Annotated in this window: 27 protein-coding genes; 11 read left to right on the top strand and 16 right to left on the bottom strand. The window is 62.4% G+C overall.

Translation table 11 applies throughout. From position 1 onward, the window contains the following. Positions 1 to 5: 5 nt before the first annotated feature. From AC2FNS_RS16065 to AC2FNS_RS16050, 4 genes are all read right to left on the bottom strand, one after another. Positions 6 to 869 carry a DMT family transporter gene (locus AC2FNS_RS16065; protein ID WP_496711264.1) on the bottom strand — a complete coding sequence of 288 codons (864 nt, stop codon included), beginning with the start codon at positions 867 to 869 and terminating at the stop codon, positions 6 to 8. A 193-nt stretch (positions 870 to 1,062) separates the two neighbouring features. Further along, positions 1,063 to 2,706 (bottom strand): chaperonin GroEL, encoded by a 1,644-nt coding sequence (gene groL / locus AC2FNS_RS16060; protein ID WP_496678602.1) that lies wholly within the window; start codon positions 2,704 to 2,706, stop codon positions 1,063 to 1,065. 51 nt (positions 2,707 to 2,757) lie between these two features. After that, on the bottom strand, positions 2,758 to 3,069 hold the full coding sequence (locus tag AC2FNS_RS16055) for a co-chaperone GroES (protein ID WP_496678603.1): 312 nt from the start codon (positions 3,067 to 3,069) through the stop codon (positions 2,758 to 2,760). 163 nt (positions 3,070 to 3,232) lie between these two features. After that, positions 3,233 to 3,907, bottom strand: coding sequence for a DUF2161 domain-containing phosphodiesterase (locus tag AC2FNS_RS16050; protein ID WP_496711265.1), 675 nt, complete (start codon positions 3,905 to 3,907; stop codon positions 3,233 to 3,235). Between the two features lie 105 nt (positions 3,908 to 4,012). Between AC2FNS_RS16050 and AC2FNS_RS16045 the strand changes: the two genes are divergently transcribed. The 7 genes from AC2FNS_RS16045 to AC2FNS_RS16015 all read left to right on the top strand — a co-directional run bounded on the left by AC2FNS_RS16045 (position 4,013) and on the right by AC2FNS_RS16015 (position 10,199). Further along, positions 4,013 to 4,993 (top strand): TraB/GumN family protein, encoded by a 981-nt coding sequence (locus tag AC2FNS_RS16045; protein ID WP_496711266.1) that lies wholly within the window; start codon positions 4,013 to 4,015, stop codon positions 4,991 to 4,993. A 109-nt stretch (positions 4,994 to 5,102) separates the two neighbouring features. Then, the gene (locus AC2FNS_RS16040) at positions 5,103 to 6,023 is read left to right on the top strand and encodes a manganese-dependent inorganic pyrophosphatase (protein WP_496711267.1); all 921 of its coding nucleotides are present in this window, start codon (positions 5,103 to 5,105) and stop codon (positions 6,021 to 6,023) included. A gap of 238 nt (positions 6,024 to 6,261) precedes the next feature. Then, complete coding sequence (locus tag AC2FNS_RS16035; RefSeq protein ID WP_496711268.1) at positions 6,262 to 7,137, top strand: TIGR01459 family HAD-type hydrolase; 876 nt, start codon at positions 6,262 to 6,264, stop codon at positions 7,135 to 7,137. A gap of 101 nt (positions 7,138 to 7,238) precedes the next feature. Continuing rightward, positions 7,239 to 7,682, top strand: a complete 444-nt coding sequence (locus tag AC2FNS_RS16030; RefSeq protein WP_005981529.1) for a MaoC family dehydratase — start codon at positions 7,239 to 7,241, stop codon at positions 7,680 to 7,682. Positions 7,683 to 7,762: 80 nt separating this feature from the next. Further along, positions 7,763 to 8,695 carry a bifunctional riboflavin kinase/FAD synthetase gene (locus tag AC2FNS_RS16025; RefSeq protein WP_496678612.1) on the top strand — a complete coding sequence of 311 codons (933 nt, stop codon included), beginning with the start codon at positions 7,763 to 7,765 and terminating at the stop codon, positions 8,693 to 8,695. After that, entirely contained in the window at positions 8,692 to 9,165 is a 474-nt protein-coding gene (locus AC2FNS_RS16020) for a YcgN family cysteine cluster protein (protein WP_496678614.1), read from the top strand. The genes AC2FNS_RS16025 and AC2FNS_RS16020 overlap by 4 nt, the downstream gene beginning before the upstream one ends. Next, positions 9,165 to 10,199, top strand: a complete 1,035-nt coding sequence (locus tag AC2FNS_RS16015) for a threonine aldolase family protein (RefSeq protein WP_496797483.1) — start codon at positions 9,165 to 9,167, stop codon at positions 10,197 to 10,199. Before AC2FNS_RS16020 ends, AC2FNS_RS16015 begins: the two co-directional genes overlap by 1 nt. Here the strand turns inward: AC2FNS_RS16015 and AC2FNS_RS16010 are convergent. Both AC2FNS_RS16010 and AC2FNS_RS16005 read right to left on the bottom strand, forming a co-directional pair. Then, a complete protein-coding gene (locus AC2FNS_RS16010) occupies positions 10,196 to 11,008 on the bottom strand; it encodes an alpha/beta fold hydrolase (protein ID WP_496711269.1) in 813 nt (270 codons plus the stop codon). The two genes, AC2FNS_RS16015 and AC2FNS_RS16010, sit on opposite strands and share 4 nt — an antisense overlap. Continuing rightward, the gene (locus tag AC2FNS_RS16005) at positions 11,005 to 11,607 is read right to left on the bottom strand and encodes a 2-hydroxychromene-2-carboxylate isomerase (RefSeq protein ID WP_496711270.1); all 603 of its coding nucleotides are present in this window, start codon (positions 11,605 to 11,607) and stop codon (positions 11,005 to 11,007) included. Before AC2FNS_RS16005 ends, AC2FNS_RS16010 begins: the two co-directional genes overlap by 4 nt. A 107-nt stretch (positions 11,608 to 11,714) precedes the next feature. Here AC2FNS_RS16005 and AC2FNS_RS16000 point away from each other — a divergent pair, with 107 nt between their 5' ends. After that, positions 11,715 to 12,734: a ribose-phosphate pyrophosphokinase gene (locus AC2FNS_RS16000; protein WP_496678622.1), complete on the top strand. Its 1,020-nt coding sequence runs from the start codon at positions 11,715 to 11,717 to the stop codon at positions 12,732 to 12,734. 85 nt (positions 12,735 to 12,819) lie between these two features. On the opposite strand, the gene AC2FNS_RS15995 is transcribed toward AC2FNS_RS16000, so the two are convergent. The 7 genes from AC2FNS_RS15995 to AC2FNS_RS15965 all read right to left on the bottom strand — a co-directional run bounded on the left by AC2FNS_RS15995 (position 12,820) and on the right by AC2FNS_RS15965 (position 19,188). Continuing rightward, positions 12,820 to 13,170 (bottom strand): H-type lectin domain-containing protein, encoded by a 351-nt coding sequence (locus AC2FNS_RS15995; RefSeq protein ID WP_496678624.1) that lies wholly within the window; start codon positions 13,168 to 13,170, stop codon positions 12,820 to 12,822. A gap of 113 nt (positions 13,171 to 13,283) precedes the next feature. Beyond that, positions 13,284 to 13,694, bottom strand: coding sequence for a F0F1 ATP synthase subunit epsilon (locus AC2FNS_RS15990; RefSeq protein WP_170365421.1), 411 nt, complete (start codon positions 13,692 to 13,694; stop codon positions 13,284 to 13,286). Positions 13,695 to 13,706: 12 nt separating this feature from the next. Beyond that, the gene (gene atpD / locus AC2FNS_RS15985) at positions 13,707 to 15,131 is read right to left on the bottom strand and encodes a F0F1 ATP synthase subunit beta (protein WP_490359724.1); all 1,425 of its coding nucleotides are present in this window, start codon (positions 15,129 to 15,131) and stop codon (positions 13,707 to 13,709) included. Between the two features lie 20 nt (positions 15,132 to 15,151). After that, a complete protein-coding gene (locus AC2FNS_RS15980; RefSeq protein ID WP_496678626.1) occupies positions 15,152 to 16,027 on the bottom strand; it encodes a F0F1 ATP synthase subunit gamma in 876 nt (291 codons plus the stop codon). Positions 16,028 to 16,039: 12 nt separating this feature from the next. After that, the gene (gene atpA, locus AC2FNS_RS15975; protein ID WP_496678627.1) at positions 16,040 to 17,578 is read right to left on the bottom strand and encodes a F0F1 ATP synthase subunit alpha; all 1,539 of its coding nucleotides are present in this window, start codon (positions 17,576 to 17,578) and stop codon (positions 16,040 to 16,042) included. Beyond that, positions 17,579 to 18,139, bottom strand: coding sequence for a F0F1 ATP synthase subunit delta (locus AC2FNS_RS15970; protein ID WP_496678628.1), 561 nt, complete (start codon positions 18,137 to 18,139; stop codon positions 17,579 to 17,581). A 314-nt stretch (positions 18,140 to 18,453) separates the two neighbouring features. Further along, on the bottom strand, positions 18,454 to 19,188 hold the full coding sequence (locus AC2FNS_RS15965) for a class I SAM-dependent methyltransferase (RefSeq protein WP_496678630.1): 735 nt from the start codon (positions 19,186 to 19,188) through the stop codon (positions 18,454 to 18,456). Positions 19,189 to 19,249: 61 nt separating this feature from the next. Here AC2FNS_RS15965 and gloB point away from each other — a divergent pair, with 61 nt between their 5' ends. The 3 genes from gloB (at position 19,250) to AC2FNS_RS15950 (ending at position 22,798) form a co-directional block, all read left to right on the top strand. After that, positions 19,250 to 20,017 (top strand): hydroxyacylglutathione hydrolase, encoded by a 768-nt coding sequence (gloB, locus tag AC2FNS_RS15960; RefSeq protein WP_496711271.1) that lies wholly within the window; start codon positions 19,250 to 19,252, stop codon positions 20,015 to 20,017. A 177-nt stretch (positions 20,018 to 20,194) separates the two neighbouring features. Then, positions 20,195 to 22,519 (top strand): ATP-dependent Clp protease ATP-binding subunit ClpA, encoded by a 2,325-nt coding sequence (clpA, locus tag AC2FNS_RS15955; protein WP_496678633.1) that lies wholly within the window; start codon positions 20,195 to 20,197, stop codon positions 22,517 to 22,519. A gap of 141 nt (positions 22,520 to 22,660) precedes the next feature. Then, positions 22,661 to 22,798, top strand: coding sequence for a hypothetical protein (locus tag AC2FNS_RS15950; protein ID WP_496711272.1), 138 nt, complete (start codon positions 22,661 to 22,663; stop codon positions 22,796 to 22,798). A gap of 42 nt (positions 22,799 to 22,840) precedes the next feature. On the opposite strand, the gene AC2FNS_RS15945 is transcribed toward AC2FNS_RS15950, so the two are convergent. The 3 genes from AC2FNS_RS15945 to AC2FNS_RS15935 all read right to left on the bottom strand — a co-directional run bounded on the left by AC2FNS_RS15945 (position 22,841) and on the right by AC2FNS_RS15935 (position 26,365). Further along, positions 22,841 to 24,583 (bottom strand): peptidoglycan -binding protein, encoded by a 1,743-nt coding sequence (locus AC2FNS_RS15945; RefSeq protein WP_496803911.1) that lies wholly within the window; start codon positions 24,581 to 24,583, stop codon positions 22,841 to 22,843. A gap of 3 nt (positions 24,584 to 24,586) precedes the next feature. Continuing rightward, positions 24,587 to 25,765, bottom strand: coding sequence for a biopolymer transporter ExbB (locus tag AC2FNS_RS15940; protein ID WP_496678638.1), 1,179 nt, complete (start codon positions 25,763 to 25,765; stop codon positions 24,587 to 24,589). 69 nt (positions 25,766 to 25,834) lie between these two features. Next, positions 25,835 to 26,365 (bottom strand): gamma-glutamylcyclotransferase, encoded by a 531-nt coding sequence (locus tag AC2FNS_RS15935; protein WP_496711275.1) that lies wholly within the window; start codon positions 26,363 to 26,365, stop codon positions 25,835 to 25,837. Positions 26,366 to 26,380 lie beyond the last annotated feature (15 nt).

Below are 26,380 nucleotides of genomic sequence, written 5' to 3'. Positions count from 1 at the left end.
ATGCTTTATCCCGACCGAGGAAAGGTCTGGCTGGCTTTCGGCTGCAAGACCGCCACCAGAATACCGCCAAGAACAAGACCGGCGCCCAGTACAAGCCGCGCTCCGGGCGCCTCGTTCAGCAAAACCGCCCCCGCGACGATGGCGATCACCGGTACGCTGAGTTGCACGACCGCCGCCTGAGCCGGGGCCATCAACGGCAGGATGCGATACCACAGAGCATACCCCAGCCCCGAGGCGACACCGCCAGAGAGAGCGGCCAACGCAAAACCCCAAGGGGTCAGGTGCCATGTGCCACCGATCGCCAGCAGCACGGTCGCAGTGACCGGAAGCGCCCATACGAAATTGGCGGCCGTACCCGCCAGCGGATCACCTTCAGTGCGACCCGCAAGGGAATACGCGGCCCAGCCGACCCCCGCGGCAGCCATCAGAGCCGCGCCTGTCGGATCCACCCGAACAGAGCCCGATGGCCACAGGACCCAAGTCAGCCCGGCCATCGCGACCACCGCTCCCGCCACCTGCCGCCTATCCGCAGCCGCCCCATTAAGGCTGCTGGCCGCGAACATCGACAATTGCACGACGCCAAACAGAATCAGTGCCCCAAGCCCGGCATCCAATGTCAGGTAGGCGGCGGAAAATCCGACCATGTAGAGGGACAGCGCCCCTGCCCCGACGATGCGGCGGGGATGCCACAGCCGCAACCGGCCAGAGCGCAGCATCACAAGGCAGGCTAGAACCACGGCTCCGGACATGACCCGCACGACCGCGAACCCGGCCGGGTCGCTGGCGCCACCGTCAATAGCGGCCCGGGTCAGGACCGAGTTGGCCGCAAAGGCGCACATGGTCAAAGTGGTCAGAGCAATCAGTCGCATGCCCCCTCCTTAGCCGTTTCATCGCCGACACTCACCCCATTCCTTTCGCCCGCGACATCTTCTGTTTTCGACCGGTCCGCCGCGTGCATCGGTGCGCGGCAAAAAAACGGGGTCGCCCGAAGGCGACCCCGCATCATCTTCAGCAGATGCTCCCTGATCGGGAGGTCGAATTCGCCGAGGCGAATTCGATTGCTTACATCATGCCGCCCATGCCGCCCATGTCGGGCATGCCGGCACCGGCGCCAGCGCCTTCCTTGGCGGGCTTGTCGGCAACCATGGCTTCGGTGGTGATCAGCAGACCGGCAACCGAGGCTGCGTCTTCCAGAGCGGTCCGCACCACTTTGGCCGGGTCGATCACGCCGAACTTGAACATGTCGCCATACTCTTCGGTCTGGGCGTTGAAGCCGAAGGCCGGATCGGTCGATTCGCGGACCTTGCCGGCAACCACGGCACCATCGACGCCTGCGTTCTCGGCGATCTGGCGCAGCGGAGCCTCAATGGCCTTGCGAATGATGTTGATGCCTGCGTCCTGATCGGCGTTTGCGCCTTTCACGTCGCCCAGCGCCTTGCCGGCCTGAACCAGGGCAACACCGCCACCCACGACGACACCTTCCTGAACGGCCGCACGGGTTGCGTTCAGAGCGTCGTCCACGCGGTCCTTGCGCTCTTTCACTTCAACCTCGGTCATGCCACCGACGCGGATCACGGCAACACCGCCGGCCAGCTTGGCAACGCGCTCCTGCAGCTTCTCGCGGTCATAGTCGCTGGTGGTTTCTTCGATCTGGGCGCGGATCTGGGCAACGCGTGCCTCGATCTCGGCCTTCTCGCCAGCACCGTCGACGATGGTGGTTTCGTCTTTCGAAATGGTGACCTTCTTGGCCGAACCCAGCATGTCGATGGTAACGTTTTCCAGCTTCATGCCCAGTTCTTCGCTGATGACCTGACCGCCGGTCAGGATTGCGATGTCCTGCAGCATGGCCTTGCGGCGATCGCCGAAGCCCGGAGCCTTGACGGCAGCAATCTTCAGGCCGCCACGCAGCTTGTTGACAACCAGGGTTGCCAGCGCTTCGCCTTCAACGTCCTCGGCAATGATCAGCAGCGGCTTCTGCGACTGGATCACCTGCTCCAGCAGCGGAACCATCGGCTGCAGAGACGAGAGCTTCTTCTCGTGCAGCAGGATCATGCAGTCTTCCAGCTCGGCGATCATCTTGTCGGCATTGGTCACGAAGTAGGGCGACAGGTAACCGCGATCGAACTGCATGCCTTCGACGACGTCGGTCTCGGTTTCCAGACCTTTGTTCTCTTCGACGGTGATGACGCCTTCGTTGCCGACCTTCTGCATCGCGTCTGCGATCTGGCGGCCGATTTCAGCTTCGCCGTTGGCCGAGATGGTACCAACCTGCGCAACCTCGTCGCTGTCCTTGACTTCGCGGGCAGCGGCTTTGATGGCTTCGACGACCTTGGCGGTTGCCATGTCGATGCCGCGCTTGAGGTCCATCGGGTTCAGGCCGGCTGCAACCTGCTTGAGGCCTTCCTTGACGATGGCCTGAGCCAGAACGGTTGCGGTGGTGGTGCCGTCACCGGCTTCGTCGTTGGTGCGGCTGGCGACTTCCTTCACCATCTGCGCACCCATGTTTTCGAACTTGTCTTCCAGTTCGATTTCTTTGGCGACCGAAACACCGTCCTTGGTGATCCGCGGCGCGCCGAACGATTTGTCCAGCACCACGTTGCGGCCTTTGGGGCCCAGGGTCACTTTGACGGCATCAGCCAGGATGTTGACGCCCTTCAGCATGCGGTTGCGGGCATCGGTATCGAATTTGACGTCCTTTGCAGACATGTCTCTCTCCGTATCTTCGGTAAATTGCGTGTCTCAGATGATCCGAGGCGTTCAGGCGGCCTTCGCGGCGGACGACGCCTCGACAATGCCCAGAATGTCGCTCTCTTTCATAATGAGCAGCTCTTCACCGTCGACGGTGACTTCGGTGCCCGACCATTTGCCGAACAGGATCTTGTCGCCTTCGGAAACGGCCATCGGGATCAGCTCGCCGCTGTCCTTGCGGGCGCCTTCGCCACAAGCAACGACAATACCTTCGCTGGGTTTTTCTTTTGCACTGTCGGGAATGATCAGACCGCCGGCGGTCTTCTCTTCGCTTTCCACGCGGCGCACCAGCACCCGGTCATGAAGTGGTTTGAATGCCATCTTTGCAGCTCCTTGAGGCTCAAAGGTTGTTAATCCCCTCCTCGCGGCTTCGCGAGGCGTTAGCACTCACACTCAGCGAGTGCTAACGGCGTATAGCTAGGCGGTCGCCCTGAAGCTGTCAACAATCCCGATGAAAAATTTTTTTCGCCGCGCCCAGCGCGGATTAGTCATCGTTTTCCCAACTGCAGGCCCAGTGTTTCAAACCCGCACGCCCTGCGGCTGAAAGGGCGTAAATGCCCTTCTCGACCTTTTCGAACCAGCCATAGTGATTGTCGCGCATCAGGCGTGTGGCGTGGGGCACTTGCGCGGCGCGGGCCACCTCGGCGCCCTTGGTGGCACCGTGTTCGGCCAGATGGGCAGCGCATTTCAATGCGTCCTGGCGATAGGCCGTTACGATGCCATGGCGGGTGGCGCCCCCGGCATTCGGATCGCCCTGCAACCGATCGAACTCGCGCAGCAGGCCGGCAGCCTTGCGCTTGGCCTTGCGCGGCGAGTAAGGCCCCGGATCACAATGGACATCGACCGCACCGTCGCCGCGGACGGTCATCAGACCCAACCCCAGCCGCCGGCACAGGGACAGGTTGTCCCGCAGCGCGCGCCTTGCCGTCCGCCCTGTCGGTCTGCAAACGGCGATATAGACATGATCGGTGATCTTCTGGCGCGCTACTGCCTGATGGAACAGCGCCAGCGAGAATCGCAGCTTCAACTCGACGATGACGGGGTCCTCAGCGCCCCGGACGGCGACGATGTCGGCCGCGCCGACTTCGCCCTTGACGACGTAGCCCTGGCGCTCGAGAAGCGCTTTGATCGGGGGATAGAGGTCCTGCTCGCGGTTCATGCGCTCATGCTACGGGGAATCTCGGGGAATGCCAGTGGATGGGTTGCGCATGGCGCATGCGCGGGGTCTAAGGACGGGCGAGATTTCCTGCAATCGGATCGTTCCATGCGCCTGTTCCTGCTTGCACTGTTTCTGTTGTCCCCTGTCGTGGGCAAGGCCGACTGCGACGGGCACGATCTGCGGCTGGCCATGGCGCCTGAAACGCGCGCCGAACTGGAGGCCGCCGTCAGCCAGACGCCATTTCCCGCAGGCAACCACTGGATCGCGCGCAAGGGGGAAACGGTCCTGCACCTGATCGGCACACTCCACCTCAACGACCCGCGCATGGGCCCGATCGTCGAGCGGCTGACCCCGACGCTGAGCCGGGCCGACGCATTCTATTTCGAGATCACCCAATCCGACATGGCTGAATTTGAAAAGACCTTGGCGACGGATCTTAGCCCGGTTCTGATCACCTCCGGCCCCACCCTGATCGAGATGATGAGCGAATCGGACTGGGCGCGGATCTCGGCCTCTCTTGCCGCGCGCGGCATACCTGGGTGGATGGCGGCCAAGATGCAGCCCTGGTTCCTTTCGATGATGCTGGGCATGCCGCCTTGCATGCTGCAGATGCCCGACGCCGACTACGGTATGGACGCGCGCCTGGCCGAACTGGCGCAGGCGCGAGGGATCCCGCAATATTCCCTGGAAAGGATCGAGGACCTGATCGCAATCTTCCAGAGCCACCCCCTGGAAGACCAGGTGCAGTCGCTGGTTCGCATGGCCGATGCATTGCAGGCCGAAGATGACCAGATGGCGACGATGGCCAACGCGTATATCGAGGAGAAACACGCCGAAATCCTGCAATTGGCGAAAATTCTGGGGCGCGATGCTTCGGGGCTGTCGCCCGAGGTGTTTGCCCGCGAATGGGCCGGTTTCGAAGATCAGATGCTGGTCCAGCGCAATGCCAACTGGATGCAAAAGATTCTGTCGCTTGACAGCCAAACCGCAGTGGTTGCGGTTGGCGCCGGACACCTGCCCGGGCGGCACGGGCTGCTGAACCAACTCTCACTCGCCGGGTACAGCCTGACCCGGGCGCCGTTCTGATCAGGCGCCGCGGGCGTCAGACCAACGGTCGCAGGCCCTTTTCTGCCGGGTGACAAGGCCCGCCCCGCCTTCTATAAGGCGCGCAAACATCCAGCATCAGGAATCCAAAATGACCATCCAAGTATTTGGCCATAAATCCCCCGACACCGACTCGACCGGATCTCCAATCCTGTGGGCCTGGTATCTCAACGAAGTCAAAGGCGAAAAGGCCGAGGCCGTCCTGCTGGGCGAACCCAACACCGAGGCCGCCTTCATGCTGCAGCGCTGGGACCTGCCCAAGCCGCGCATCATCGGAGATGTCGAGACCGATGCTCCGGTTGTCATCGTCGACACCAACAACCCGGCCGAGTTGCCGGCCAACGTCAACAACGCCGATATCCGGGCCATCATCGACCACCACAAGCTGGTCGGCGGGCTTGAAACCAAAGGCCCGATCGACATCACCGTGCGTCCGCAGGCCTGTACCGCAACCATCATGATCGACCTCATGGGCGACGATGCCGCCAAGATGCCCGACGCCATCAAAGGCGCCGCCCTGACCTGCATCCTGTCGGACACACTCGAATTCCGCTCTCCCACCACAACCACACATGACCGAGACGTTGCCGAGAAGCTGGCCTCCGACTTGGGCCTGGACATCTCGGCCTACGCCGCAGGAATGTTCGCAGCCAAATCCGATGTGTCGTCTTTCTCGGACGCCGAGTTGATCCGCATGGACAGCAAGGAATACGAAGTCGACGGCACCAAGTTCCGCGTCTCCGTTCTGGAAACCACCGCGCCGAGCGTGGTGCTGGACCGCAAGGACAGCCTCGCCCAGTCGATGCTCGAAGTGGCCAAGGAAGATGGCGTGGACCAGGTTCTGCTCTTCGTCGTTGACATCCTGAATGAAGAGGCCACCCTGCTGGTGCCCAACGACTTGGTCAAATCCGTCGCCGAGAAGAGCTTTGGCGCCTCGGTTGATGGCGACACCGTCGTTCTGCCGGGAATCATGAGCCGCAAGAAGCAGATCATTCCGAACCTGAAGGTCTGACTTCGCCGAAACACAAGGATTGGCTCCCGATAGGCGGGTGCCATTTCATTTGCGAGGCTCTGCCTCGCGCTCCGGGATATTTTGGGCCAGATGAAGTCAAGGTGTCGCCCTTCATCTGGCGGCAAATATCCCGGGGGAGCCGTCCCAAGGCGGCGGGGGCAGAGCCCCCTCTGGCAAATTCGGTCCGGCTCTGCCATAGGCTTGGGTTGATGCGAGGCCCAAGCCAGAAGAGACAATCATGACCCAGATCATCCCTGCTCTCGACGCGGTATCCGACCGCTACAAAGCCCTTTTTGTGGACCTGTGGGGGTGCGTGCACAATGGTATCACCGCCTTCCCCGAGGCCGTCGACGCGTTGAAAGCCTACCGCAGCAAAGGGGGAAAGGTGGTTTTGGTGACCAATTCACCAAAACCGCGAGCTGGCGTAGCCGAGCAACTGAAACAGTTCAACGTTCCTTCGGATGCGTACGACACGATCGCGACCAGCGGTGATTCCGCGCGCTCGGCAATGTTTCGCGGTGCAGTTGGTGAAAAAGTTTATTTCATGGGCGAATGGGAGCGGGACGCGGGCTTTTTCGAGCCACTGAAAATTCTGGATCACCCGATCCACATCGAACGCGTGCCGCTGGACCAGGCCGAGGGGATCGTCTGCTGTGGCCCGTTCGACCCGATGGCCGATCCGGCCGTGAACCGGCCGGACTTCCTGTATGCCAAGCAGAAAAGCCTGAAGCTGTTGTGCGCCAACCCTGACATCGTCGTCGACCGGGGCGAGGTGCGGGAATGGTGCGCCGGTGCGCTGGCCAAGCTCTACACCGAAATGGGTGGCGAGAGCCTGTATTTCGGCAAACCGCATCCGCCCATCTACGATCTGGCACGGCGCCGCCTTCGCGCGCTGGGAGTGGACATATCAGACGACGAGATCCTCGCGATCGGCGACGGGCCGCATACCGATATCGCGGGCGCCATGGGTGAGGGCATTGATTCCCTTTTCATCAGCGGAGGGCTGGCGGCATCGGAAACAAAAACGTCGCACCAGCCGGATCCGGATGCCTTGAGCGATTATATTTTCAAGGAAAAGATTAACCCAACCTATACGATCGGCCGCCTACGCTAAGCAGAAAACGCTTGATTTTCTGCAGTTGCGAAGTAATAAAGTTACCAATCTTGGGTCGTTGGTGATTTTTTGTTGCCGGACCGATGCATAGTGAGGGCGACATGTTGGACAATCTTCCGCGCGGAACGATCTGTATCGAAGACATCGAAATGGGTATGACCCGGCACCTGCGCAAAGTGGTGACGGACGAAGACATCGAGATGTTCGCCCAGGTCTCGACCGACCGGAACCCGGTGCATCTGGATGACGACTATGCCCGCGATACGATTTTCGAAGGGCGCATCGCCCACGGGATGCTGACCGCTGGTCTGATCTCGGCCGTGATCGGCGAACAGCTTCCGGGCCATGGGACTGTCTACATGGGTCAGTCGCTCAAATTCCTTGCGCCGGTCCGCCCCGGCGACATGGTCTATGCCGAGGTCAAGGTGATCGACATCGACTTTGCCAAGCGCCGAGTCAAGCTGGACTGCCACTGCTCGGTCGATGGCAAGAAGGTCCTGGTAGGCGAGGCCATGGTTCTGGCCCCCTCGAGGAAGTTCGACTGACGGCAGGTTTTATTGACCAGCCAAGCCCCGGTCTGGAACTGCCGCTTGAACCCGGTGGACAGTCCCGCTAGGCAAGCCCCATGCAGATCATCCGGGACTACAAGTATGTCGATCCAGAGGACCGCGGCGCCAGCGCCGCGATCGGGAATTTCGATGGCGTTCATATTGGCCACCAGTCGGTGATCGATCTGGCCCGGAAGGCATGCCCCGATGCGCCCTTGGGCGTTCTGACCTTCGAGCCGCACCCGCGCGAATATTTCGCCCCGGAAGCCCCGCCCTTTCGTCTGATGCGCGGCAATGCGCGTGCGCACCGGCTGGAGAAGCTGGGTGTGCAGAAACTGTACGAACTGCCGTTCAACGCCGCGCTCGCCGGGCTGACGCCCGAGGAATTCGCCAGCAACGTGATCTGCGAAGGTTTGGGTCTGGCCCATGTGGTGATCGGGGCCGATTTCTGTTTCGGTAAAGGCCGCAGCGGCACCGCGCAGGATATGGTGCAGTTCGGCCGGCAGATGGGGTTCGGCGTCACCATCGCCCCATTGATGCAGCAATCCGCTCACGTGGTCTCGTCCACCGCGATCCGGCAAGCCCTGAGCGATGGTCGCCCGCGGGACGCGGCGGCCATGCTGGGCCACTGGCACCGGATCGAAGGCGAGGTGATCGGCGGCGAACAGCGCGGCCGCGAATTAGGCTTTCCGACGGCCAATATGTCGATCGAAGGAATCCACCCCCCGAAATTCGGCGTCTATGCGGTTCTGGTCGACGTGCTGGATGGCCCGCATGCCGGCAGCTATCACGGGGCGGCCTCGGTCGGGGTGCGGCCAATGTTCCATGGCGAGGTCCCGAATATCGAAACCTTCCTGTTTGACTTCTCCGGCGATCTCTATGGTGCGACCCTCTCGGTGGGCCTGGTCGAATTCCTGCGCCCTGAGATGACCTTTGACGGCCTCGATGCTCTGATCGCCCAGATGACCGAAGACTGCGATCGCGCGCGCAAGATCCTGGCCGCGACATGAGCAAGGATCCGATCGACCGCGCCGGGCTGACCCCACGTTTTTGGGAGCGCAAACCCCTGCAAAAGATGACCCCGCGTGAATGGGAAGCCCTGTGCGACGGCTGCGGCAAGTGCTGCCTGAACAAACTCGAGGACGAGGACAGCGGCGAGGTTGCCCTGACCCGTGTCGCCTGCCGGCTGCTGGATGACGCGACTTGCCGCTGCACCCAGTATGACATCCGCCACCAGTTCGTACCGGAATGCATCGTCATGCGCCCGGACAACATTCACGAACACGCCTACTGGTTGCCGCAGACCTGCGCCTACCGCCTGTTGTGGGAGGGCAAGCCCCTTTACGATTGGCACCCGTTGCTGTCAGGGTCGCCCGACAGCGTCCACGCCGCTGGCGTTTCGGTTCAGGGCCTGACCGTGTCCGAATTCGAGACGCCCGAGGAAGAGTGGGAAGACTACATCATCGAGGAGCCAACCTGATGCATTTCGCCTCTGACAATTCCGGGCCCGTCCACCCCGAGGTCCTGACCGCTCTGGCCGAGGCCAATCAGGGCTATCAGATGGCTTACGGCGCCGACGATCTGATGAACGAAGTGCGCGACCGGATTCGGGCCATCTTTGAGGCGCCCGGGGCAGCGGTCTATCTGGTGGCGACCGGAACGGCGGCCAACTCGCTGGCCCTGGCGACCCTGTCGCAACCGTGGGAGACCATATTCTGCTCGCCCGTCGCGCATATTCATGAGGACGAGTGCAACGCGCCCGAATTCTACACCGGCGCCAAGCTGACGCTGGTTCCGGGCGGCGACAAGATGCAGCCGGATGCACTGCGCCGCACCATCGCCGCAGAAGAGACCCGCGGCGTGCACGGTCCTCAGCGTGGCCCGGTGTCGATCACTCAGGTGACCGAGCGGGGCTCGGTCTATTCGCTGGCCGAGCTGCAAGCGCTGTGCGGGGTCGCCAAGGAGTTCGGCCTGCCCGTCCACATGGATGGCGCACGGTTCACCAATGCGCTGGTCACGCTGAACTGCTCTCCGGCCGAGATGACGTGGAAGGCGGGCGTGGATGCGGTCAGCTTTGGCGGCACCAAGAACGGGCTGATGGGGGTCGAAGCGGTGATCTTCTTCGACGAAAGCAAGGCCTGGGAGTTCGAGTTGCGCCGCAAGCGCGGGGCGCATCTGTTTTCCAAGCACCGGTATCTGTCGGCCCAGATGGCGACCTATCTGCGCGATGATCTGTGGCTGCGATCGGCCCGAAAGGCGAACGCCAACTGTGCGCGTCTGGCCGATGGGCTGCGGGCTGCGGGTGCGCAGTTTCTGCATGAACCCCAGGCCAACATCATCTTTGCCAGCTTTCCCCGCAGCCTGCACAAGCGGCTGCACGCGGCCGGTGCGGTCTATCACCTGTGGGGCGGCTCGCTGGACGGCCCGGACGAGGACGAGATGCTCGCCTGCCGGTTCGTCTGCGACTGGTCGACACCGACCGAAGAAATCGACCGGTTCCTGGCGCTGCTCTAGGCGCGCCAGAACGCCTCGACCTGCGCTGCCGTCTCGCCCGGGTGCGAGATGGGCAGCATGTGCCCTGCCCCCTCAAGAACAGCCAGCCGGGCATCGGGCAAGCGGGCGCGCAGCCCGGCATTGACCACCGCCATGATCGGGTGCGAGGCCGAACCATGCAGCAGCAGGATCGGCATCGTAGCCCGCGCCATGGCCGTCGGGGCCAGCAGGCCAGTGGTATCGCGGAACAGCGGCCCCTCGACCGCGCCAACCACGCCAACACCCCGGATCATCGCATTTCGGGTCCGCTCGGGCAGATCCGGCCAGCGCGGGCTACGGTCGGTCGTGCCCCACATGCGGTTGAACAGGCGGGCGGCCCGGGGCGCGTCGCCTTCAGCAAGGGCGGCTTTGTAGGGCTGAGACTCGGCCGCGTGTTGCGCCGCAAGCGCAGGCGCGTCTTGGTGGGCGACGGCAAAGAACACGGGTTCGATCAGAACGGCGCTGCGCACCAGGTCCGGGTATTCGATGGCCAGCCGCAGCGCGACCATCGCACCGAAACTATGCCCGATCACGTCCATCGGCTCGCTCAGCTGCGCCCGCGACAGGGCTGTGGTCAGGTCGAAGAAATCTCCCTGCCCGTCCCAATCCGGGCTGCGCCCGTGCGACAGCATGTCGGGTGCGATCAGCGTGGCTCGGTTGCCCAAAGCGGCCGCCAGACCCGACCACGCACCGGAATGCGCGATCGTACAATGCAGCGCCAGCACCTTTCGGGTGCCCGCCCCAAGAGTGCGAACGTGAACGGGCGGCAGCACGGGCTTGGCCTTGGTCATGCCTTGAGCGTCGCCAGATGCTGGTCCAGATCCTCAAGCCGGTCCTGCCCCCAGAACCTTTGGTCGTCTTGCGTGATGTAGAAAGGCGCGCCAAACACGCCGCGGTCCACCGCTTCTTCGAGATTGGCGGCGTAGGTCTCGGCCCCGATCAGCAGGCCGCTGTCGGCCAGCGCCGGGTCAAAGCCCGCCCCGGCCAGACAGTCGCGGATCACGTCATCCTGCGCGATGTCCCTGTCCTCGGCCCAGCAGGCGCGCAGAAAGGAATGGCACAGTTTGCCCACGTCGCCCGATCCATCCTGAATGGCCGCGATGATGGCGTATGAGGACGGCGCTGCGTTGGTCGGCCAATGTGCAGGTTGCAGGTTGAACGGCAGGCCCGTCTTCTTGGCTTGGCGCACCAGTTCCTGCGCACGATACTCGATGCGCGACGGGTGGCGGTCCTTGGGGGGCACGCCGCCGGTGCGCCCGAACAGCGCTATGATGTCAACAGGCTTGTACGCGATAGTGGCGCCGTGCTTGGCCGCGATCTCCTCCAGCCGCAGTCCGGCGAGGTAGGAATAGGGCGACAGTGTCGCAAAAAAGTATTCAATGTCGGCCATGTGCACTTTCTCCACCCTGTTATCTTTGCGTGACGTTAAGGCCATGCTAAGCGGTGTCAACATCACGAATCTGTCACATTGCCACTGCTGCCCGGGGACCTCAGCCGATGCCGACACGTCACGAACCCAAGCTTATCGCTGGGAACGCAAACCTTCCGCTTGCCGAATCCATTGCACGCCGCATGAGCCTGCACCGCGGTGTCGAGCAGGGGTTGGTCGATGCCCGCGTCGAACGCTTCAACGACGGAGAAATCTTCGTCGAGGTGTTCGAAAACGTCCGCGGCGAGGACATGTTCATCATCCAGCCGACCTCGAACCCGGCCAATGACAACCTGATGGAGCTGCTGATCATCGCCGACGCATTGCGCCGGTCTTCGGCGCGTCGGATCACGGCTGTGATCCCCTATTTCGGCTACGCTCGTCAGGACCGCCGCACCAAGGCCCGCACCCCGATCAGCGCCAAACTGGTGGCCAACATGCTGACCGGTGCCGGGATCGAGCGGGTTCTGACCATGGATCTGCACGCCGCCCAGATCCAGGGCTTTTTCGACATCCCAGTCGACAACCTCTATGCCTCGCCGATCTTTGCGCTGGACGTGAAGAACCAGTTCAAGGACCGGCTGGACGAAATCATGGTCGTCTCGCCCGACGTGGGCGGCGTGGCCCGTGCCCGCGAACTGGCCAAACGCATCAACGCCCCGCTGTCGATCGTGGACAAGCGCCGCGAAAAGGCCGGAGAAGTGGCCGAGATGACCGTGATCGGCGACGTGACCGACAAGATCTGCCTGATCGTGGATGACATCTGCGACACCGCCGGGACCCTGTGCAAGGCGGCGCAGGTCCTGATGGACAACGGGGCCAAGGAAGTGCATTCCTACATCACCCATGGCGTCATGAGCGGCCCCGCCGTCGAGCGGGTATCGAACTCGGCGATGAAATCGCTGGTTCTGACCGACACGATCCAGCCCACCAAGGAAATCCAGGATGCCAAGAACATCCGCACGGTTCCGACCGCGCCGATCTTTACTCAGGCGATCCTGAACATCTGGAACGGAACCTCAGTGTCGTCCCTGTTCGAAGACAAAACCCTGACCCCGATCTACGAGACGCTGTACCACACGAGCTGACCGGGCGGTCGCCTGGACCTTCACGACCCCAAAGCGAAAACCGCTCAGCCGGTTTTCGCTTTTTTTCGTTGCCCGACAAAGCCGGTCACGAGATGTCCCAGTCATCCGGATGCGAAACCTCGCCGGTTGCCGTCCATGCGACCCGAATTCGGGCGATGCGGGTGTCGGACCATGTGCGAAACACAGCGTCAAAACCTTGCGGGGTGATGTTCTCGGCCAACAATTCGGCGCGCAGCGCCGAAGACGTATCGACATCCCAAAGAGAAACGCCAATCTGCACGACCGGGGCCGAGCGGAAAGCTTCGTTGAAGCGAATGGCGGCGCGCCGCTCGCGCGGCCCTTCGCCTGTCCACATATCGCCGCCGTCGGCGAATTCCGAAAACAAGACCGTCTCGCCTTGGTCAATTCCAATAGGGTGAGTCAGAAATTTCTTCATCATTCTTCTTTGGCTTGAATTTCCGAAGCTTAGCCCTGCACCCTGACAAAATCACGACAAAAAAACGGCCCCGCAGCAGCAGGGCCGTTTCCAATTCCGATAGTGCAGTGGCCTTACAGGCTCATATGCGTTCCCAGCGCTTCCATGTCGGCCAACAGCTTGGCTGCCTCGTCGACAATGGTCTGCTCGCCGTTTTCCTTCGCCGCCTCGTGCGAGGCGCGTGCCTCGGCAATCAGCTCGTCCAGATGGGTGCGGGTCACTTCGTCAACCGGGATGGCCTTTTCGGCCAGCACCGACAGGGCATCGCCGTTGATCTGGGCAAACCCGCCGGTGACCAGGTATTCGCTGGTCCCTTCGGGCGCTTCGACCTTCAGGATGCCCGGACGCAGCGTGGTGATCGTGGGGGCATGATCGGGCATCGCCGTCATGTCCCCGTCCGCGCCGGGAATCTGGACCGCGCTGGCCTGAAGCGAAGCAAGGCTCCGCTCCGGGCTGACGAGGTCGAATTGCATCGTGTTTGCCATCGGGGATACTCCTTAGGCAGCTGCTGCGGCCATCTTCTCGGCTTTGGCGATCACTTCATCGATGCCACCAACCATCAGGAAGGCCGCTTCGGGCAGGTGGTCGAATTCGCCGGCCACGACACGCTCGAACGAGTCGATGGTAACTTCCAGCGGAACCTGAACACCCGGCGAACCGGTGAAGACTTCGGCCACGTCGAACGGCTGCGACAGGAAGCGCTCGATCTTACGGGCGCGGGCCACGGTCAGCTTGTCCTCTTCCGACAGTTCGTCCATGCCGAGGATGGCGATGATGTCCTGCAGCGACTTGTAGCGCTGGAGGATCTGCTGAACGTCGGTCGCAACCTTGTAGTGACGCTCACCGACGATGGCCGGGTCAAGCAAGCGCGAGGTCGAGTCAAGCGGGTCCACGGCCGGGTAGATACCCTTTTCCGAGATCGCACGGTTGAGAACGGTGGTTGCGTCCAGGTGCGCGAACGAGGTTGCCGGCGCAGGGTCGGTCAAGTCGTCCGCGGGCACGTAGATCGCCTGCACCGACGTGATCGAGCCCTTCTTGGTCGAGGTGATGCGTTCCTGCAGGGCGCCCATGTCGGTGGCCAGCGTCGGCTGGTAGCCCACAGCCGAAGGAATACGACCCAGCAGAGCCGACACCTCGGAGCCCGCCTGCGTGAAGCGGAAGATGTTGTCGACGAAGAACAGAACGTCGGTACCGGACTGGTCGCGGAACTGCTCGGCTAGGGTCAGACCGGTCAGAGCAACACGGGCACGCGCCCCCGGAGGCTCGTTCATCTGGCCGTAGACCAGGGCCACCTGGCTTTCCGACAGGTTGTCGGGCTTGATGACGTTAGATTCGATCATCTCGTGGTACAGGTCGTTCCCTTCACGGGTCCGTTCACCAACACCGGCGAACACCGAGAAGCCCGAGTGCACTTTCGCGATGTTGTTGATCAGCTCCATGATCAGAACGGTCTTGCCCACACCGGCGCCGCCGAACAGACCGATCTTACCGCCTTTGGCGTAGGGGGCCAGCAGGTCAACGACCTTGATGCCGGTGACCAGGATTTCCGACTCGGTCGACTGTTCGTCGAACGAGGGGGCGGGCTGGTGGATGGCGCGGGTTTCAGTCGCTTCGACCGGGCCTTTTTCGTCGATCGGCTCGCCGACCACGTTCAGGATGCGGCCCAGGGTGGCGTTGCCGACCGGCACCGAGATCGGTGCGCCGGTGTCAACAACCTCGGCCCCGCGGACCAAGCCTTCGGTTGCGTCCATCGCGATGGTACGGACGGTGTTCTCACCCAGGTGCTGGGCAACTTCCAGCACCAGGCGCTTGCCGTTGTTTTCAGTTTCCAGCGCGTTCAGAATTTCAGGCAGCTGATCGTCGAAGTGCACGTCGACGACGGCCCCGATGATCTGTGTGACTTTGCCTTTTGCATTCGCCATGTTTCGTCTCCGGTTTGTCTCTACAGCGCTTCGGCGCCGGAAATGATTTCAATCAGCTCGTTGGTGATCACGGCCTGACGCGAGCGGTTGAACTGGATCGTCAGCTTGTCGATCATCTCGCCCGCGTTGCGCGTCGCGTTGTCCATCGCGGACATCCGTGCACCCTGTTCCGAGGCCCCGTTTTCAAGCAGAGCCGAGAAAATCGCCGTGGCGACCCCCTTGGGCAGCAAATCGGCCAGAATGGCCTCTTCGCTGGGCTCGTAGTCGAACACGGCGCCGCTGTCGTCCCCTTCGGCATCCTCGAACGAGGCGGGGATGATCTGCTGGGCCGTCGGGATCTGGGTCACGACGTTCTGGAACTTCGCGTAGAAGATCGTGGCAACGTCGAATTCACCCGCGTCGAAACGCGACAGGATGTCCTTTGCGATGTCCTGCGCATTGGCATAGCCGATGCGCTTGACTTCGCTCAGGTCGATGTGACCGACGAACAGGTCGCCATAGTCACGCTTGAGCGCGTCGCGACCTTTCTTGCCTACGGTCAGGATCTTGACCGTCTTGCCCTTGCCGCGCAGCTCGTCCGCCTTGGCGCGGGCCAGGCGGGCGATGTTCGAGTTGAAGCCGCCGCAGAGCCCACGCTCGGCCGTCATCACGACCAGGAGGTGGACATCGTCGCTGCCCGTGCCGCGCAGCAGCTTGGGGGCGCTGTCGCTGCCCCCGACCGATGCTGCCAGCCCCGCCATCACGGCATTGAACCGCTCGGCGTAGGGGCGCGACTGTTCCGCAGCTTCCTGGGCGCGGCGCAATTTCGCGGCCGCGACCATCTGCATGGCCTTGGTGATCTTGCGGGTCGATTTGACCGACTCGATCCTGTTTTTAAGGTCCTTAAGACTTGGCATCGCCGCGTCTCCTTAAGCGAAGGTTGCGGCGTATTCGTCCAGCGCAGCCTTGATCTTGTCGGCAGCCTCGCCCTTGATCTTGGGATCTTCGTCGGTGATCCACTGCAGCAGATCGGCATGCTTGCCGCGCAGATGCGCCAGCAGACCGGCCTCATAGCGGCCAACGTCCGAAACGTCGATCTTGTCGAGATAGCCGTTGGTACCGGCGAAGATCACGCAGACGATTTCCGCGTTGGTCAGCGGCGAGTACTGCGGCTGCTTCATCAGCTCGGTCAGACGCGCACCACGGTTCAGCAGCTGCTGGGTTGCGGCATCGAGGTCAGAGCCAAACTGCGCAAAGGCAGCCATTTCGCGATACTGGGCCAGTTCCAGTTTCACCGGACCGGCAACCGACTTCATCGCGTTGGTCTGAGCCGACGAACCCACGCGCGAAACCGACAGACCGGTGTTCACGGCGGGGCGGATACCCTGATAGAACAGCTCGGTTTCCAGGAAGATCTGGCCGTCGGTGATCGAGATCACGTTGGTCGGAATAAAGGCCGACACGTCCCCACCTTGGGTTTCGATGACCGGCAGGGCGGTCAGCGAACCGGCGCCGAAGTCCTCGTTCAGCTTGGCCGAACGCTCCAGCAGGCGCGAGTGCAGGTAGAAAACGTCGCCCGGATAGGCTTCACGCCCCGGCGGACGGCGCAGCAGCAGCGACATCTGACGATAGGCGACGGCCTGTTTCGACAGGTCATCGTAGATGATCAGGGCGTGGCGGCCGTTGTCGCGGAAGTATTCAGCCATCGCGGTTGCGGCATAGGGTGCCAGGAACTGCATCGGCGCCGGGTCGGACGCGGTTGCGGCCACGACGATCGAGTATTCGATGGCGCCGGATTCTTCCAGTTTCTTCACCAGCTGGGCCACGGTCGAACGCTTCTGGCCGATGGCCACATAGACGCAGTACAGCTTTTTCGATTCATCGTCGCCGGCGGCGTCGTTGTAGACCTTCTGGTTCAGGATGGTGTCCAGAGCCACGGCGGTCTTGCCGGTCTGACGGTCACCGATGATCAGCTCGCGCTGGCCGCGGCCGATCGGGATCATAGCGTCAACCGACTTCAGGCCGGTCGCCATCGGCTCGTGCACCGATTTACGCGGGATGATGCCCGGCGCCTTGACGTCGGCGACGCCGCGCTGCTTGGCATTGATCGGGCCCTTGCCGTCCAGCGGGTTGCCCAGGCCGTCAACGACGCGGCCCAGCAGTTCGTCACCAACCGGAACGTCCACGATCGACTTGGTGCGCTTGACGGTGTCACCTTCCTTGATGTCACGGTCCGAGCCGAAGATCACGACACCGACGTTGTCGGCCTCGAGGTTCAGCGCCATGCCCATGATGCCGCCGGGGAACTCGACCATCTCGCCTGCTTGCACGTTGTCCAGGCCGTACACACGGGCGATACCGTCACCGACGCTCAGCACACGGCCGATTTCGGCCACTTCGGCTTCTTGACCAAAATTCTTGATCTGGTCCTTCAGGATCGCAGAAATCTCTGCAGCTTGGATACCCATTTATCCGACCTCTTTCATTGCATTCTGTAGGGAGTTGAGCTTGGAGCGGATCGAGCTGTCGATCATCTGCGAGCCCACTTTGACGACAAGACCACCGATGAGGCTTTCATCGACGGTCGCATGGATGGTCACGTCCTTGCCCACGCGCTCGGACAGTGTCTTGGACAGCTTTTCAAGCTGGGTCTTGGTCAGCGATTTGGCCGACACGACTTCGGCAGTGATTTCCCCGCGCTCCTCGGCCAGCATCTCGCGCAGGACCTTGATCAACTGCGGCAGCACGAACAGCCGGCGTTTCTGCGCCATCAGCGCCAGCGTGTTGCGCAGGATCGGGTTCAGCCCCATCTTTTCGGCAACGGCAGTGATCGCCTTCTGCTGGTCGGCGCGCGAAATCAAAGGTGAAGAAATCACGTCGCGCAACTCGGCGCTTTCGCTCAGGGCCTCCGACAGGTCGTTGATGCCGGATTCCAGGCCCGCAAGGTCATTGTTCTCTTTTGCGATCTCGAAGATCGCCGTGGCATAGCGCTTGGCGATGCCCGTGGAAATCGAAGCTGGTTCGGACACGTCCACCCTTCCGATATTTTAGGCCCCGGATTTGCACGGCAACAGCCAGCCCGGGGGCGTGAAGAAACCCCGTCCTTGAAGGGCGGGGATCAAAATCACCGGGGATGTAGCAGAGCCAATCCAACCTAGCAATATGTTATGCCGGATGGCAGTTTATCCACAAAACCTTTGATTTCATGCACTTACGTCAAGTGCGACCCTTTGAACCCATCTAGCGCGGTGAAAAATGTTACCAGGTTGCGGGTTTTTGCGATTCCTGTGGCCGATTTCCCTCAGCTTTTCGCCTCTGTGCCTGACCTTCCGCGCCTAGGCCATCACGCCGGCTTCAACAGCCCGTCCAGCGCTTTGATCGGGCGTTTTTGCCGATCTTTCGTGACGCTGCCGCTGGGAGGAAACACCTGCTTGCCGGCCTCGACCATCAGCACCCCGCCGGCCATGATCGTCGGAATGCGCTGGCCGGCTTTCTCGATCAGACTGCCCGAGCGCAGCCAGAAGCGCCGAAACGACGGCGGCATGTAGAGGGCCGAGCAGTGTTTTTCGGGCAGGAAATGGTGAGCCCGCAGCTGTTTGTCCAACTGGGTCGCCGAGTACGGGTGGCCATACCCGAACGGCGTGCGATCGGTCCGTGACCACAGCCCGGCCCGGTTGGGCACTACGAATATGGCGCGTCCGCCGGGGCCCAGCACGCGCCAGCATTCCTCCAGCAACTGGCTGGGCCGTTCTGAGGTTTCCAGCCCGTGCATCACTACCAGCTTGTCCACATGTCCGGTCTCAATGGGCCACGCGGTTTCTTCGGTCAGCACCGACACATTGGGCATTCCCGCGGGCCAGGGCATCACCCCCTGCGGGCCGGGCATCAAGCCCACCACACGCCGCGCATCCGCCAGATACGGACGCAACAGCGGAACGGCAAAGCCGAACCCCGCAACCGTCTGTCCTTTGGCCTCGGGCCAAAACTCGACCAACCGCCCACGAATGGCGGCCTGCGCGGCCCGCCCCAACGTGCTGCGATAGTAGAAGTTTCTCAGATCCTGCACATCGAGATGCATTGCGGACACCTGGTCAATCGGCTTAGCTGGCCGCAGTCTAGCAACGAAAGGGCAAAAGGCCATGCCTCTTGAAATCGTCACCGTTCCGTGCCTCAGCGACAACTACGCCTTTCTGGCCTATGACGCGACCACCGGCGAAACGGCCCTGATCGACGCCCCCGATGCCGGCCCGATCTTGTCCGAACTCGACGCACGCGGCTGGCGCCTGACCCATGTGCTGCTGACCCATCACCACTGGGACCACGTCGATGGCTTGGCCGACATACTGGACCGGCACCCAGCCCAGGTCGTCGGCGCCGCGGCCGACGCGCATCGTCTTCCCAGCCTGGATATGCAGGTGGCCGAGGGCGACCTGTTCGAAATCGGCGGCGAACCTGTCGAGGTCTTTGACGTTTCGGGACACACGGTGGGCCATGTTGCCTATTACATGCCGCAAAGCCATGCGGTGTTCACCGCCGACAGCCTGATGGCGCTGGGCTGCGGCCGCCTGTTCGAGGGCAACGCCGAGCAGATGTGGTCCTCGTTGTCCAAACTGGCCGCCCTGCCCGACGATACGCTGGTCTGTTCCGGGCACGAATATACCCAGTCCAACGCGCGGTTTGCCTTGACCGTCGATCCGGAAAACCCCGCCCTGCAACGACGCGCTGCCGAAATCGACGCGGCGCGGGCGGCAGGCCGACCGACCGTTCCGTCATCATTGGGCCTGGAAAAGGCAACGAACCCGTTTCTGCGCGCCAGGGATCCCGCGATTCAGGCGCATCTGGGCATGGTCGGCGCAGACCCCGTCCAGGTTTTTGCCGAGATCAGGGCTAGAAAAGACCGTTTTTGATGCCTAAATGCCCTTCATCACGGACACGGTCGCAGTAAATGTGACTGTCAAGTGAAAGAAAACCCTTGAAGCGTCGGCCTGATCAACCAAACTCTAATAGTATGAGGTCATGGTTGGGATGGGGATCCGACCCATTCTCGAACCCCCTGTCCGGCCCAATACTAGAGGAGCACCCGCGTGCCTTCATTCTCGAGCACACTTGAACAAGCCATCCATGCGGCCCTGGCGGCGGCGAACGAACGGCGTCACGAATTCGCAACACTGGAACACCTTCTGCTGGCGTTGCTTGAGGAGCCCGACGCGGTGCGCGTCATGAAGGCGTGCAGCGTGGATCTGGAAGAATTGCGCCGGTCTTTGGTCGAATTCATAGACGAAGACCTGTCGAACCTCGTCACCGACATCGACGGGTCCGAGGCGGTGCCGACCGCGGCATTCCAGCGCGTGATCCAGCGAGCGGCGATTCATGTCCAAAGTTCGGGTCGGACCGAGGTGACCGGTGCGAACGTGCTGGTGGCCATTTTCGCCGAGCGTGAAAGCAACGCCGCCTATTTCCTGCAAGAGCAGGACATGACCCGCTATGACGCGGTGAATTTCATCGCGCATGGTGTGGCCAAGGACCCGGCCTATGGCGAAAATCGCCCGGTCACCGGGGCTGATCAGGGCGAAGAGGAAACCCAGTCCTCTGCCGGCGAAGCCGACCAGAAGGAAAGCGCGCTGGGCAAGTATTGCGTGGACTTGAACGCCAAGGCCCGCGCAGGCGATGTCGATCCGCTGATCGGTCGCGCCGACGAGGTCGAGCGCTGCATTCAGGTTCTGTGCCGCCGACGCAAGAACAACCCGCTGCTGGTGGGTGATCCGGGTGTGGGCAAGACGGCGATTGCGGAAGGACTGGCCTACAAGATCGTTCAGGGCGACGCGCCCGAGGTGCTGTCGAACACGACCATCTATTCGCTGGACATGGGCGCGCTGCTGGCCGGCACGCGCTATCGCGGCGATTTCGAAGAGCGGCTCAAGGCCGTGGTGACCGAGCTTGAGGACCACCCCGACGCCGTGCTGTTCATCGACGAGATTCACACCGTGATCGGTGCGGGTGCCACGTCGGGCGGGGCCATGGATGCCTCGAACCTGCTGAAACCCGCGTTGCAGGGCGGCAAGCTGCGCACCATGGGCTCGACCACCTACAAGGAGTTCCGACAGCACTTTGAGAAGGACCGCGCGCTGTCGCGCCGGTTCCAGAAGATCGACGTGAACGAACCCTCGGTCGAGGACAGCGTGAAGATCCTGCGCGGCCTCAAACCCTATTTCGAAAAGCATCACGACATCAAATACACCGCCGACGCGATCAAGACCGCGGTCGAGCTGTCCGCACGTTACATCAACGACCGCAAGCTGCCCGACAAGGCGATCGACGTGATCGACGAGGCTGGTGCCGCTCAGCATCTGGTGGCCGAAAGCAAACGGCGCAAGACCATCGGCGTCAAGGAGATCGAGGCCGTGGTGGCCAAGATCGCACGCATCCCGCCCAAGAACGTCACAAAGGACGATGCCGAGGTTCTGAAGGACCTTGAGAACTCGTTGAAACGGGTGGTGTTCGGGCAGGATCAGGCAATCGAAGCTCTGTCCAGCGCGATCAAGCTGGCGCGGGCCGGTCTGCGCGAACCGGAAAAACCCATCGGCAACTACCTGTTCGCTGGTCCGACCGGTGTCGGCAAAACCGAGGTCGCCAAGCAGCTGGCCGACCAACTGGGCGTGGAACTGCTGCGTTTCGACATGTCGGAATACATGGAGAAACACGCGGTCAGCCGTCTGATCGGCGCGCCTCCGGGTTATGTCGGCTTCGATCAGGGCGGACTGCTGACCGACGGCGTCGACCAGCACCCGCATTGCGTGCTGCTGCTGGACGAGATTGAGAAGGCCCACCCGGACGTGTTCAACATCCTGCTGCAGGTGATGGACCACGGCGAGCTGACCGATCACAACGGCCGGACGGTGAATTTCCGCAACGTGGTTCTGATCATGACCTCGAACGCGGGCGCGCAGGAACAGGCTAAGGCCGCCATCGGCTTTGGCCGCGACCGGCGCGAGGGCGAGGATACGGCCGCCATCGAACGGACATTCACGCCCGAATTCCGCAACCGTCTGGACGCGGTGATCTCGTTCGCCCCGCTGCCGAAAGAGGTCATCCTGCAGGTGGTCGAGAAATTCGTTCTGCAGCTCGAGGCGCAGTTGCTGGATCGTGGCGTGACCATCGACCTGACCCCGAAGGCTGCCGAATGGCTGGCTGACAAGGGCTATGACGACAAGATGGGCGCCCGCCCATTGGGTCGCGTGATCCAGGAGCACATCAAGAAGCCCCTGGCCGAAGAGCTGTTGTTTGGCAAGCTGGCAAAGGGCGGCGTGGTTCGCGTGTCGGTCAAGAAGGGCGAGTTGGATCTGGAGATTCTCGGCCCTGAAAACCCGCGGATTTCCGGCAACAAACCGCCACTGTTGACAGCGGACTGACCCCGATGGGACATCAGACATGGGACCCGGCAGCGCTGCTGCCGGGTTTTTTCATTCGTTGCTCCCGTTTGGCGGGCCCAGCGACGGATCGGCACCAGCCAACCGTATAATCCGAAACAGCCATCCAATTCGGAAAACGGTATGACCCGCCAAATCGCAATTATCTGGACAATTGCCCTTGCGACCACAGCCATAGGCTGCATTGCCATGGCAGGAACCGGCCCAGGCGATGCGCCTGGGACCATCGCGACTTTTTTCTTCGATATGCAACTGCATTGAGGCGGACAACCGGCTGCCGACGTCCGTTCGAAATTCGCCGTGTCAGCGTTCGGTCAGCTTCAGCTCGATCCGGCGGTTTCTTGCGCGGGCTTCGGACGTGTCGGCGTTATCCACGGGCTGAAACTCACCAAACCCGTTGGCGGCAAGCCTATTGGGCGGGATTCCCAGTTCGTCGACCATGTAGCGCACGACCGACAAGGCCCGCGCCTGACTGAGCTCCCAATTATCGCGATACCGCCCGCCGGGCGTCACCGGAACGTTGTCGGTATGACCGTCCACACGGATCACCCAGTTTAGTTCCGATGGGATTTCTGCCGCCACGCCGCGCAGGATGTTGGCAACCTTGGCGACTTCGCGCTTGCCGTCTTCCGACAGGACGGCCGACCCCGGCGGGAACAGAACCTCGGAAGAGAACACGAAACGGTCGCCCTCGATGCGCACACCCTCCTGGTTGCCCAGAACGTCCCGCAGCCGGCCGAAGAACTCGGAACGATAGCGTTGCAGATCCTCTGCCTGCCGCGCAAGCTCTTGGTTCTGGCCGGCCAGTTTCTCGGCCTCGGCCTCAAGGCGGATCCGTTCCGCCTCTTCCAGAAGCCGCCGTTTCCTCTCCTCCGAAGCAGCCCGCGCCAGCGCCGCGTTCAGGTCCTGCCCAAGCGTCTGAATCTGCACCTCGGCGGCAGCGTTGCGTTCCTTGTAGTCATCCAACAGAGCCTGCAGCGACCCCAATTGATTGCGCAAAGCGGCTATCTGCTGGTTCAGCAGAGCCGTCTGGCGCTGCGCCTCGGTCGAAATGGCCTTTTCCTCGGCCAGCGTCTCACGGGCTATCTCCAACAGGGCCACGCGCTCAGCGGCCAGCCGCCGTTGTTGGTCGGCCTCTGTCTCGGCCTCGGTTCGGGCGGCCAGCGCCGCCTCCAGCCGGGCCTTGAGTTCCTCGGGGTTCAATTCACCGAATTGCCGCTCCAGCTCGGCCTTGGCGGCCTCGGCCGCCGCCAGCAGAGTCAGGGTTTCTTCGGCCTCCTTCCGCTGCGCCTCGAGCGCCAGCGTCATCGCCGTGAGTTCGGCATCCGCGTCCTGCAGTTTCTCACGCAACGCTTCGGCGGCCGCAGCCTCGGCCAAGCGGGCGGCTTCTTCGTTGGTCAACCGGGACTGCAACTCGGAAATCTGTGCCGCCTGCTCATCGCCGGCCTTTTCCAGATCCGCCACCATCGCCTCGAGCGCCTCGCGCCGCGCCGCCGCCAGCCGCGCGGCCTCGGTCTGGGCGTCGATCTCGTTTCGGCTTTGCGCCAGCGCCAGGTTCAGCGCCTCCTGTTCGGACAGCAACTGTTGACGTTGATCTTCCAACGCGCCGATCCGGGCCTGCGTGCGCTGCTGTTCGGCCAGCAGGGCGGCCACCTGCGCCTCGAACCCGGTGATCCGCGTCTGGGCGGCCTCCAGTTCGGCGGCGCGCTGGTCCCGCTCGGCGGTCAACGAAGACACCAGCGCCTGTGCCTGTGCCAGATCCTGTTCCGTCTGCGACAGGGTTGCATTCAAGGCGCCCAGGCGGGCCTGAAGGCGACTGTTTTCCCGCTCTTCCAGCCCCAGCGCGTCGGCCAGCGCCGCAACCTTGTCCGACAGCAGGGTCAGTTCATCCTCCTGCCCCGAAATCGTTTCGCGCAGAACGAACTGCACCACCATGAAGATGGTCAGCACGAAGGTCAGCACCATCAACAGCCCTGTCATCGCATCAACGAATCCGGGCCAGACCGAGCCCTGAAAACGCTGACCGGTGCGGCGGGACAGGGCCATGATCTAGTCTCCTCCCGGGGCCGGTCGCACCCCCCCGCGCGAGGAGGTCAGCGCCTTGATCAGTACCTCGAAATCCTTGCGCAACTCGTTCATGCTGTCCTGGCGGCCGGCCGAAATCTCTTCAAGAATGCGCAGCAACTGCACGTCCATCGACCGCAGGCGCATGCGGCTTTCAGCATCGATCCCCTCGCCCGCGCCATGTTCGCGCATGTGGTCCAACAACGCCTCTTGCCCCAGCGCCACACGTTCCAGCGCGGCGGTTACGTCCTCGCCCTGCGCCTGGCGCTGGTTCATCTCGGCAATGACCTCGACCAGGCTGCTCAACCTGGCCGAGACCTCGGCCCGGTCTTCCTGCTGGGCGACGAACAGATCCTGCAGCGCGTCCATCTGTTCTGACATCGCATCCAGAACCGGCGTCAGAACGGCCAGTTCTGCGCCGCCTTCGTCGCCGGCAGCAAACCCCACCCGGGTGATCGAGGACAACCACTCCTCAAGCTCGCGGTAGAACCGGTTCTGGCCGTGGCCCGCAAACAGCTCGAGCAGCCCGACGATCAACGACCCCGCAAGCCCCAGCAGCGATGATCCAAAGGCCACGCCCATGCCCTGAAGCTGGCTTTCCAGACCGGACATGAGACGGTTGAACACGGCCAGGCCTTCTTCACCTTCCTGCGGGTTCAGGCTGCGGATCGTATCGACGATGGCCGGAACGGTCGTGGCCAGACCGAAAAAGGTGCCCAACAGCCCCAGATAGATCAGAAGGTTGGTGATGTAGCGGGTGAACTCGCGCTCTTCCTCGATCCGCACGGCCACCGAATCCAAAATCGACCGGGCCGAGCTGGCATTTAGCTGGGACCGCGCCCCGCGTGACCGCAGCAGCGACGCCAACGGGGCCAGCAATTGCGGTGTCTGGGCGTCCTCGCGGACGACGCCGCCAACGAAGGCCTCGATCCAGCGAACCGAACCGATCAACTGCGTCACCTGATAGAAACAGGCCAACACCCCGATGACAAAGACCAGAAGGATGAATCCGTTCAGATAGGGGTTCGCTTCGAAGACCGGCCGCACATAGGGAAGCGCCAGGAACACGCCCAGCCCCGAAAGACCGATTGCGATCAGCATCATCACGATTTGCCGGATCGGTTGCGAGAAATGTGGTCTCGCGCCGTGCTGTGCCTGCGCCATGCGCGTTGTTCCCGGTTTTTGCCTGCTTTGTCGAGAATCTACAGAATTTCCGCCGGCGACGCCAAGGCTTTATGCGGTCAGGCTGCGCACGCGTCGCGACAACCACTCGAGTTCCGGGTCGTGCAGGCCGATCTCGGCCAGATGTGCGGCGGTGTTGTACAGATATTCGGTGTTGGGGCCGCGCCCGCCGACGGCCACGGCTATGATCTGCGCCTGCTCTTCCAACGGCAGACCGCCGCAATACTGCACATGGTCGGGGTCGATCACATAGGTCACCGCATTCACGGTTCCTCCGGCATCCAACTGTACGTCCAGCATCTTTTCCACATAGGCCGACGAGATCAACTCCCGCTCGCGCAGTTCGTCCAGCGTGCGCGCCTCGTGGCCCCGCTCGACCGCCAGCGCCAGGCCCTTGCAGTGCGCACTGGGATGTTCATCCAGCGCCAGGACCAGCCCGGGGTTTTCTTCGGTTCCCCGGTGGTGGATCGACCGCATGCAGAACGACCGGGCATAGCCATGCAGCGTCGCGTGTTCGCGCCGGGCTACCGGAAAGCCCGGATTCCACAAAAGCGACCCGTATCCGAATACCCACATCGTCATAGTTCTGGCCCTTGC

The organism is Ruegeria sp. BHSA191 (assembly GCF_059613325.1).
Note: the sequence above shows the minus strand (reverse complement) of the source record. Positions and strands in the feature narration are given on the sequence as shown.

Excerpts from the sequence above, each read along its gene's own strand:
- AC2FNS_RS16040 (WP_496711267.1), top strand. The coding sequence starts at position 5,103 with ATGACCATCCAAGTATTTGGCCATAAATCCCCCGACACCGACTCGACC.
- AC2FNS_RS15940 (WP_496678638.1), bottom strand. The coding sequence starts at position 25,765 with ATGGCGCAGGCACAGCACGGCGCGAGACCACATTTCTCGCAACCGATC.
- AC2FNS_RS16005 (WP_496711270.1), bottom strand. The coding sequence starts at position 11,607 with ATGGCCGACATTGAATACTTTTTTGCGACACTGTCGCCCTATTCCTAC.
- gloB (WP_496711271.1), top strand. The coding sequence starts at position 19,250 with ATGCCTCTTGAAATCGTCACCGTTCCGTGCCTCAGCGACAACTACGCC.
- AC2FNS_RS15980 (WP_496678626.1), bottom strand. The coding sequence starts at position 16,027 with ATGCCAAGTCTTAAGGACCTTAAAAACAGGATCGAGTCGGTCAAATCG.
- AC2FNS_RS16030 (WP_005981529.1), top strand. The coding sequence starts at position 7,239 with ATGTTGGACAATCTTCCGCGCGGAACGATCTGTATCGAAGACATCGAA.
- AC2FNS_RS15965 (WP_496678630.1), bottom strand. The coding sequence starts at position 19,188 with ATGCATCTCGATGTGCAGGATCTGAGAAACTTCTACTATCGCAGCACG.
- AC2FNS_RS16010 (WP_496711269.1), bottom strand. The coding sequence starts at position 11,008 with ATGACCAAGGCCAAGCCCGTGCTGCCGCCCGTTCACGTTCGCACTCTT.
- AC2FNS_RS16015 (WP_496797483.1), top strand. The coding sequence starts at position 9,165 with ATGCATTTCGCCTCTGACAATTCCGGGCCCGTCCACCCCGAGGTCCTG.
- AC2FNS_RS15995 (WP_496678624.1), bottom strand. The coding sequence starts at position 13,170 with ATGAAGAAATTTCTGACTCACCCTATTGGAATTGACCAAGGCGAGACG.
- AC2FNS_RS16035 (WP_496711268.1), top strand. The coding sequence starts at position 6,262 with ATGACCCAGATCATCCCTGCTCTCGACGCGGTATCCGACCGCTACAAA.
- AC2FNS_RS16065 (WP_496711264.1), bottom strand. The coding sequence starts at position 869 with ATGCGACTGATTGCTCTGACCACTTTGACCATGTGCGCCTTTGCGGCC.
- AC2FNS_RS16000 (WP_496678622.1), top strand. The coding sequence starts at position 11,715 with ATGCCGACACGTCACGAACCCAAGCTTATCGCTGGGAACGCAAACCTT.
- AC2FNS_RS15950 (WP_496711272.1), top strand. The coding sequence starts at position 22,661 with ATGACCCGCCAAATCGCAATTATCTGGACAATTGCCCTTGCGACCACA.
- AC2FNS_RS15945 (WP_496803911.1), bottom strand. The coding sequence starts at position 24,583 with ATGGCCCTGTCCCGCCGCACCGGTCAGCGTTTTCAGGGCTCGGTCTGG.
- AC2FNS_RS15990 (WP_170365421.1), bottom strand. The coding sequence starts at position 13,694 with ATGGCAAACACGATGCAATTCGACCTCGTCAGCCCGGAGCGGAGCCTT.
- AC2FNS_RS15935 (WP_496711275.1), bottom strand. The coding sequence starts at position 26,365 with ATGACGATGTGGGTATTCGGATACGGGTCGCTTTTGTGGAATCCGGGC.
- atpA (WP_496678627.1), bottom strand. The coding sequence starts at position 17,578 with ATGGGTATCCAAGCTGCAGAGATTTCTGCGATCCTGAAGGACCAGATC.
- groL (WP_496678602.1), bottom strand. The coding sequence starts at position 2,706 with ATGTCTGCAAAGGACGTCAAATTCGATACCGATGCCCGCAACCGCATG.
- AC2FNS_RS16045 (WP_496711266.1), top strand. The coding sequence starts at position 4,013 with ATGCGCCTGTTCCTGCTTGCACTGTTTCTGTTGTCCCCTGTCGTGGGC.
- AC2FNS_RS16025 (WP_496678612.1), top strand. The coding sequence starts at position 7,763 with ATGCAGATCATCCGGGACTACAAGTATGTCGATCCAGAGGACCGCGGC.
- atpD (WP_490359724.1), bottom strand. The coding sequence starts at position 15,131 with ATGGCGAATGCAAAAGGCAAAGTCACACAGATCATCGGGGCCGTCGTC.
- AC2FNS_RS16020 (WP_496678614.1), top strand. The coding sequence starts at position 8,692 with ATGAGCAAGGATCCGATCGACCGCGCCGGGCTGACCCCACGTTTTTGG.
- AC2FNS_RS16050 (WP_496711265.1), bottom strand. The coding sequence starts at position 3,907 with ATGAACCGCGAGCAGGACCTCTATCCCCCGATCAAAGCGCTTCTCGAG.
- AC2FNS_RS16055 (WP_496678603.1), bottom strand. The coding sequence starts at position 3,069 with ATGGCATTCAAACCACTTCATGACCGGGTGCTGGTGCGCCGCGTGGAA.